General features: G+C 69.2%; 9 protein-coding genes and 1 pseudogene. 6 read left to right on the top strand and 4 right to left on the bottom strand.

What is annotated here, in order from left to right; translation table 11 throughout:
- The first annotated feature begins 327 nt into the window (after positions 1 to 327).
- From FV228_RS16850 to FV228_RS16835, 4 genes are all read left to right on the top strand, one after another.
- Positions 328 to 1,449: a histidine kinase dimerization/phosphoacceptor domain -containing protein gene (locus tag FV228_RS16850; RefSeq protein WP_147855683.1), complete on the top strand. Its 1,122-nt coding sequence runs from the start codon at positions 328 to 330 to the stop codon at positions 1,447 to 1,449.
- Positions 1,446 to 1,895, top strand: a complete 450-nt coding sequence (locus FV228_RS16845; protein WP_147855682.1) for a response regulator — start codon at positions 1,446 to 1,448, stop codon at positions 1,893 to 1,895. Before FV228_RS16850 ends, FV228_RS16845 begins: the two co-directional genes overlap by 4 nt.
- 44 nt (positions 1,896 to 1,939) lie before the next feature.
- Positions 1,940 to 2,407 (top strand): hypothetical protein, encoded by a 468-nt coding sequence (locus tag FV228_RS16840; protein ID WP_147855681.1) that lies wholly within the window; start codon positions 1,940 to 1,942, stop codon positions 2,405 to 2,407.
- A 63-nt stretch (positions 2,408 to 2,470) separates the two neighbouring features.
- The gene (locus tag FV228_RS16835) at positions 2,471 to 3,091 is read left to right on the top strand and encodes a Uma2 family endonuclease (protein WP_147855680.1); all 621 of its coding nucleotides are present in this window, start codon (positions 2,471 to 2,473) and stop codon (positions 3,089 to 3,091) included.
- On the opposite strand, the gene fae is transcribed toward FV228_RS16835, so the two are convergent.
- Positions 3,092 to 3,631: a formaldehyde-activating enzyme gene (gene fae / locus FV228_RS16830; RefSeq protein WP_092038463.1), complete on the bottom strand. Its 540-nt coding sequence runs from the start codon at positions 3,629 to 3,631 to the stop codon at positions 3,092 to 3,094.
- Between the two features lie 237 nt (positions 3,632 to 3,868).
- Here fae and FV228_RS16825 point away from each other — a divergent pair, with 237 nt between their 5' ends.
- A complete protein-coding gene (locus tag FV228_RS16825) occupies positions 3,869 to 4,084 on the top strand; it encodes a hypothetical protein (protein ID WP_147855679.1) in 216 nt (71 codons plus the stop codon).
- 35 nt (positions 4,085 to 4,119) lie between these two features.
- Here FV228_RS16825 and FV228_RS16820 read toward each other — a convergent pair whose 3' ends face one another.
- A complete protein-coding gene (locus FV228_RS16820) occupies positions 4,120 to 4,572 on the bottom strand; it encodes a hypothetical protein (protein WP_147855678.1) in 453 nt (150 codons plus the stop codon).
- A 247-nt stretch (positions 4,573 to 4,819) separates the two neighbouring features.
- Positions 4,820 to 5,419: a biliverdin-producing heme oxygenase gene (locus tag FV228_RS16815; RefSeq protein ID WP_147855677.1), complete on the bottom strand. Its 600-nt coding sequence runs from the start codon at positions 5,417 to 5,419 to the stop codon at positions 4,820 to 4,822.
- A gap of 320 nt (positions 5,420 to 5,739) precedes the next feature.
- Here FV228_RS16815 and lexA point away from each other — a divergent pair, with 320 nt between their 5' ends.
- Complete coding sequence (lexA, locus tag FV228_RS16810; protein WP_147855676.1) at positions 5,740 to 6,459, top strand: transcriptional repressor LexA; 720 nt, start codon at positions 5,740 to 5,742, stop codon at positions 6,457 to 6,459.
- Here the strand turns inward: lexA and FV228_RS33760 are convergent.
- Positions 6,453 to 6,814, bottom strand: a pseudogene (locus FV228_RS33760) (competence protein ComEC); the annotation flags it as partial. The gene lexA and the pseudogene FV228_RS33760 sit on opposite strands and share 7 nt — an antisense overlap.

The raw sequence follows: 6,814 nt of genomic DNA, 5'->3' as shown, positions 1-6,814 counted from the left end.
GGGGATCGGATCCCGCGCGTAACTTGGCCGTCACCTGGGTTCCCGCGGCGTCCCGCGTCCAGCGTGAGGAGACTTCTTGGGCCATGCCCCCGGCGCCGCAGGCGCGTGGGGACGATGTCGCATATCCGGAGGTGGGCGGACGGTTCGCCCGCAAGCCCGGACCGGGTCCCACCCGTGCGGCATCCTGTCTGGTCGATTCCAGAACCAAAGTGAGACTGGGCTGAACCCATTCTCCGGATCGGCCGTTGAGCGTGCGGCACTGCGAGCGCGCAGGCCTAAGCCGATTGCCGGAGGTGACGATACGCCGGGCATGGAAGAGTAGGTTCGATGGAACAGCCCGACGCTTGGCATCTGACGGACCGGCTCGATGCCGAACACGGCAAGGGCGATCCGTTCGCCGCCGCAGTCCGTGCCACGCGGATGGCGATGATCGTGACCAATCCGCGCCTGCCCGACAACCCGATCGTCTTCGCCAACGACGCGTTCCTGCGGATGAGCGGCTACGACCGCCAGGACGTGCTCGGTCGCAACTGCCGCTTCCTCCAGGGGCCCGACACCGACCCGGGCGCCGTGACGCTGATCCGGGAGGCCGTGGCGGCGCAGCGCGACATCGCGATCGACGTGCTGAACTACCGCAAGGACGGGTCGCCGTTCTGGAACGCCCTGTATCTCAGCCCCGTCGCCAACGAGGCCGGAGAGGTACTGTTCTTCTTCGCCTCGCAGCTCGACGTCACCGATCGCGTCGACGCGCATCTCCGGGTGCAGAAGGAGAAGGACCATTTCGAGGCCGAGGTCGCCCGCCGGACCCGCGACCTGACCGATGCCCTGGCCACGCAGACCATGCTGGTCCACGAGGTCGATCATCGGGTCAAGAACAACCTCCAGATGATCGCGGCCCTGCTCGCCATGCAGACCCGGGCGATCACCGATCCCGCCGCCCGCGCCGCCATGGAATCGATGCTGACCCGGGTCGAGGCCCTCGGCACGGTCCACCGCCGGCTCTACCAGTCCAACAACGTCGAGCGGTTCGACGTGGCCGAGTTCGCCCGCGATCTCGCCACCGACCTTGTCCGCGGTTCCGGGACGGACCGGATCCGCCTGCACTTGGACCTGGAAACGGTGGAGATCCCGGTGACCAAGGCCCCGCCGGTGGCGCTAATGATGAACGAGCTGATCACCAACGCCCTCAAGCACGCCTTTCCGGACCACCGCGCCGGCCGGCTTTCGGTGACGGTGGCGCCGGACGACCGCTACTTCACCATCAGGATCGCCGACGACGGCGTCGGCATGCCCGTGCAGGTCATGGAGCAGCGCTCGTTCGGCAAGCGGTTGATCGGCACCCTCTGCCGCCAACTCAATGCCAGCATCGCCTGGCAGGCGAACGATCCGGGCACGGTCGTCAACGTGCGCCTGCCCCGCGAGATGGCTACCGGTCTGGAGGCCACATGAGCGAGCCAATGCGGATCCTCGTCGTCGAGGACGAGGCCCTGATCCTGATGCAGATCGAGATGATGCTCGAGGATGCCGGCTATCGCGTCGTGGGCACCGCCATGACGGCGGCGGAGGCCATCGCCCTCGTCCACGAGACCCGGCCCGAACTGGTGCTGATCGACCTGCGCCTCGGCGACGATTCCTCCGGCGTGGACGTGGCGCATGCGGTGCGCGCCATCGGGGGCATCACGGCCGCCTTCATGACCGCCAACGCCCGGGCCCTCTCGGACGACCTGGAGGGCGCCACGGCGGTGATCGCGAAGCCGTTCACCGGCGCGGTCCTGGAGGAATCCCTGGCCTACCTGGAGGATTGCGTCCGCCGGCCGCCGCCGGCCGAGCTGGTGCCGGCGGGGATGCGCCTCGCCCCGGCCCTGCTCAAGAGCTTCGCCCAGATGCGGCAGTGAACGCCGCCCTCGACACGTCCGGCGCGGCGCGTAGAGTGCCGGCCATGTCAAGCTTCCGCGCCGCCCGGCAGCTCTTCGCCGTCCTCCTCGCCGCCCTGGCCGGCCTGCCCCTCGCCGCCCGGGCGGAGCCGTGCGACGACCTCGCCCAGCAGATCGCCGGGGCGATCGGCGGCAAGGTCGGCAAGCGCGCCGGGCCGAGCATCGACATCCGCCTGGCCGGTCCGATCAAGTTCGACGTGACCTGCAGGGCCGAGCCGATCGTGCAGGCGACCTCCGCGGAGCCCACCCCCTCGGCGGCCTTCTTCCGCGACCTCGCGGCCGCCTCGGAGATCCTGGTCGGGGAGCCGGCCGCGCGGGTCGAGCCGATCATCGCCGACGCCTACCGGACGGCCCTGTCGGACCGTCGCAAGTCGTTCATCCAGCAGAACGGCTGGTCGGCCTCCTGCTACACCGACCCCGGCAGCAGCGCGATGCGCACCCTGTGCTCGGTGGGGCGCATCCCGCCGCGTTGAGACGTGCTTGACCGGCCCGGCGGCTGGCCCGATCCTGTTGTCGCCACTCGGAAGGAGTCCGTCATGACGGCCACGCTCGCGGAACTCGCACCGCTCGATCTCCATCAGAGCTTCCAGGATTTCGTCGCCGCACGGCCGGATGGGGAAACTTGGGAACTCGTCGCGGGGCGCTTCCTCATGCAAGCCCAGCCGAATATCAATCATCAGATCATCGCCGGCAACTTGGATCGCCTCCTGACCAACGGGATCGAGCGCCTGGGGCTTCCCCGAATCTCCCTACAGAACCCAGCTGTCGATCTGAGACCCGCCCTGGAAGGGCATATCTACGTCCCCGACGTCGCGATCATTGATGCTGCCGAGGTGGAACCGGGTCGCAACGTGGTGTCGGCCTGCTTCCTCGCTGCTGAAATCATATCCCCAAGCGACCGCCGCAAGCCTGCCGGCACCAAAAGCCGGAAGATCGAGATCAAGCTCCTGGGCTACGAAGCTCTGCCGATGTGTGAGGCCGTGCTGCTCGTCGAGCAACATGCCTTCGACATCACCCTGTCGGAACGGACCGGATCCGACTGGGCCCGCCGCCGGCTGACCGACCCCGACGATCGTCTCGTCATCGCCTCGGCCGGGCTCGATTGCCGATTGGGCGATGTCTACGCCCGCACGATGCTGGTGCGGGCGTCGCGCTGATCAATACTCGATCACGTCCTCGAGCGCGTAGTGCTTCACGGTCTTCCGGTTGGCGATGAGCTCGTCCACGGTCGGCTCGCCCTTGAGGGCCCGGGCGATGGCGAGCTTCGTCGCCTCGTAGTTGGTGCGGTACAGGTCCTTGCGGTCGAGGTTGTCGTCCTCGGCGCAGCGCGGGTCGAGCCAGATCATGATGATCATGCACAGCTCGTCGAGACCGTCCTTGGGCAACACGCCCTCGATGATGCAATCCACGATCGCGTCGCCGGTGGCGGCCTGGACGATTCCGCCGAGCAGCTCGACATACTCGGCCGTGTGGATCGTCGCCTTGGTGGTCATCATCGTGGCCGGGCGCACCAGCTGGTTGAGGTCGCGCACCACGAACATCCGGGTGTGGCCCTGGACCTGCCCCATCATCGACGCGAAGGCCTGACCCACCGGCCCGCGCACCGAGCCGATCAGCACCTCGGGCATGGCGTCGGTGTACTGCCCGTCGGCGGCCAGGACGGTGGCCTCGCCGGTGCGGAACCAGATCTCTTGCATGTGTCGCGACTCCCCGTGTCAGGTCGCCCGGGGGAGACATCATCGAGGCGCCGGCGTCAATCGCTCCGGAGCGGCCCGACCCCGGCGTTCGCCACGGTCGGGCCGGCGCTCTTGAGGAACGTGGACAGGCGAGGCAGGGAAGCCGGGTGCGGCGCGACGCGGGAACAGTCCCGGGCGAGGGCCGTTCCGGCCGGAGCCTGCGGCGTCGTCTCGGGTCCTGCAGGCGGGAGGGATGTCATGGCGGAGAGCACGGAACGGGGGGGCGGCTGGAGCCTCCAGGCGAGCGCCGTGCCGGACGGGGTGCGGCTCGAACTCGCCCTCGCCGACCTCGGCGGCGGCCCGGTCACCGCGGCGATCGTGCTGGACCGGGCGGAGGCAAGGGCCTTCGCCCGCGCCCTGCTGGCGGCCGCCGGCGATGCGGCCGAGCGCACCTTCCCCAAGCCGGGCGCCTGACCGGCCGGTCTCGGGTCTGGCGTGGCCGGCTCAGATCATTGTTGGATGAAGCCCGGATTGCGGCCCGGCAGGCGCGGCACCACCGTGCCCCGCTTCTCGATCGGCGCGTCGCAGGCGTAGGTGAACTCGCTCTTCTGCGGATCGAACACGGTCTCGCCGGTGATCCGGCAATCCTCCCGCACGGTCTCGTCGAGATAGGCGCGGGCGGCGGTGCGGAACCGCTTCACCCGGGTCGCGGCCGGATCCGGATCGATCCGCACCTCGCTGAGATTGCAGCCGGTGTACTCGCGCAGGGCGTTCGAGACGACCAGCATCCGGCGCACCTGCCGGTTGTCGTAGACCTCGTAGGGCTCCTTGCAGCCGATGGTCACCACCTGCGGGGTGAGCGCCACGTAGTTGCGCGAGATATACGAGAACCCGGTGGTGCAGCCGGCCAGCGCCAGGCCGACGGCCCCGACACCGATGGGCAGAAGAGCCGCGCGTCGCATCCTCGTCATCCCAAGCCCAATTCCAGCCCAGTCTCGAAGCCGCCGGGACGATCCGCCTGTCCCGCCCTCCGGGGCAAGCATCAAGGCGCATTGAAACGGCCCCGCTTGCCCAGTCAATTCGTTTGTCGCCCGAGACGCCGTTCCGCGCGTCGGCGACCGGTCATCGCCCCACTCGCCGGTGGATGGCACGCGTGACAGGTTCTGTTGCTGTGCCAGGGCCGCTGAACGATCCGACCGGGCGGCGGCATCAGCCTTCGAAGACGTCCCCGACCAGCCGGCGTACGAAGTGGAACGCCTCCGTCGCCCCCGCGGCGACGCGTTGCTCGCCGCCCTCCCCGAGTTCGACCCGGTCGAGGGCGGCCGTGAAGTGCCGCCAATGCAACCCGCGTCCCTCGGGATGTCCGGCGAGATGGCGGGCGCCGCGGGTTTCCGACAGGCCGAGCGCCCTGGCTTCCTTGAGGAGGATGGCCGCGCCGAGATTCGAGCCTTCGGCGACGTAGAGCCAGCCCAATCCCTGCGCCGGATCGATCGTCCCGGGGTGGTCCTCGGACGCGCCGTCAGGGATGGTCGCTCCGACATCGCGCAGATCCTGCTGGATCAGGGGCAGTCGCCGCCTGCCGTCGAGATCGGGCAGGACATGTGCGAACGCGCCATCGCGATAGACCCGATCGACGACCGCATGGAAGCGGTACTGGATCTGAAGGAACAACGCGTAGCGCTCGAGGCTCGCGAACGGCTTTGCCGCCATGATGCGCCGGTCGAGCTGATCATGGGCTGCCGCGGTCGCCGTTCTCAGGCGCTTCACGCGGCTGCCGGTCTCGGCGATGTCGGATGATGCGGCGTCCATGCGATCTATGTCTGTCGTTCGGGCAAGGTGTCAGGGGCCGGGACGAGCGGCCCGCCGCGCCGCCCCGGCCCTCCCGGCCTCCGGCCCATTCCGGCGATTCAGGTCACCGAGGCTGACCCGGGATCGTGCCGATCCGGCTCGGCCGGTTCTGCCATGGCGGCGCGGACGCGTCATGGCACATAACGTCCGCATCCGCACACAGCCGATCGCTCAAGCTTGGCCGATCGCGCTTGCGGAACACTTGCGGAACGTTTAACGTGTTCGTGATTTGTTTCCGCGACCGCATCGATGCGGTCCTCCAAGCCGCGAGTCCCCCGTCGATGCTCACGCGCAAGCAGCTGGACCTCCTGCGTTTCATCCAGAGCCGCATGCAGGAATGTGGCGTCCCGCCCTCGTTCGACGAGATGAAGGACGCCCTCGATCTGAAGTCCAAATCGGGCATCCACCGGCTGATCACGGCCCTGGAGGAGCGCGGCTTCCTGCGGCGCCTTCCGAACCGGGCGCGTGCCATCGAAGTGATCCGCATCCCCGAGAGCCTGTCGCAGCCGGCTGCACCGCCCGCGGAACCCCGCCGCTTCACTCCGAGCGTGGTCGAGGGCGGGAAGTCCAAGCTGCCAGCGCAGCCTGCGACCGCCCGGATGATCGACGACGGCGGCCGGTCCATCTCGATTCCCGTGATGGGCCGGATCGCGGCCGGTACGCCGGTCTCGGCGATCCAGAACCAGAGCCACGCCATCACCATGTCGCCGGACTTCCTGGCCGGTGGCGAGCATTACGCCCTCGAGGTTCGCGGCGATTCGATGGTCGATGCCGGCATCCTCGACGGCGACCTCGTGGTGATCCGCAAGCAGGACACGGCCAATACCGGCGACATCATCGTCGCGCTGATCGACGACGAGGAGGCGACGCTCAAGCGCCTGCGTCGCCGGGGTTCCTCGATCGCCCTCGAGGCCGCCAACCCGGCCTACGAGACCCGCGTTCTCGGTCCCGATCGGGTCCAGATCCAGGGCCGCCTCGTCAGCCTCGTCCGCCGCTATTGAAGCGGTTCGGCCGGCGCGTCGCCCGGCGCGGCCTCTGGACCGGGTGCGTCGGCCTCTGCCGGGAGCGGCTCACCGGGCGTCGGCGTTTCCGGCCGTGGGACAAGAGGCGAGGGCCGTAAAGCCGGCGATGGCCGCCAAGGCACGGCGCGCCCCGTGTCATGGGTATAGCGTGCCGTGAAGCCGTCCCGGTCGGCCCGGAGTGCGACGGCGCCTCGGGCGGCGAGAACCCGGCGGTCGATCACCAGCGGGGCCGTGCAGGTGGGGGGCGCGGCGAGCCGCGAGATCAGCACGGCCGCCCTGGCGCAATCCTCCGGAAAGGCGCGCCGGTCGCGGACCAGGGCGACCGTGCTGATCT

Source organism: Methylobacterium sp. WL18 (assembly GCF_008040015.1).
GTDB classification, from domain to species: domain Bacteria; phylum Pseudomonadota; class Alphaproteobacteria; order Rhizobiales; family Beijerinckiaceae; genus Methylobacterium; species Methylobacterium mesophilicum.
Note: the sequence above shows the minus strand (reverse complement) of the source record. Positions and strands in the feature narration are given on the sequence as shown.

Coding starts and splice junctions, on each gene's coding strand:
- FV228_RS16850 (WP_147855683.1), top strand. CDS start 328: ATGGAACAGCCCGACGCTTGGCATCTGACGGACCGGCTCGATGCCGAA.
- FV228_RS16815 (WP_147855677.1), bottom strand. CDS start 5,419: ATGGACGCCGCATCATCCGACATCGCCGAGACCGGCAGCCGCGTGAAG.
- FV228_RS16835 (WP_147855680.1), top strand. CDS start 2,471: ATGACGGCCACGCTCGCGGAACTCGCACCGCTCGATCTCCATCAGAGC.
- FV228_RS16825 (WP_147855679.1), top strand. CDS start 3,869: ATGGCGGAGAGCACGGAACGGGGGGGCGGCTGGAGCCTCCAGGCGAGC.
- lexA (WP_147855676.1), top strand. CDS start 5,740: ATGCTCACGCGCAAGCAGCTGGACCTCCTGCGTTTCATCCAGAGCCGC.
- fae (WP_092038463.1), bottom strand. CDS start 3,631: ATGCAAGAGATCTGGTTCCGCACCGGCGAGGCCACCGTCCTGGCCGCC.
- FV228_RS16840 (WP_147855681.1), top strand. CDS start 1,940: ATGTCAAGCTTCCGCGCCGCCCGGCAGCTCTTCGCCGTCCTCCTCGCC.
- FV228_RS16845 (WP_147855682.1), top strand. CDS start 1,446: ATGAGCGAGCCAATGCGGATCCTCGTCGTCGAGGACGAGGCCCTGATC.
- FV228_RS16820 (WP_147855678.1), bottom strand. CDS start 4,572: ATGCGACGCGCGGCTCTTCTGCCCATCGGTGTCGGGGCCGTCGGCCTG.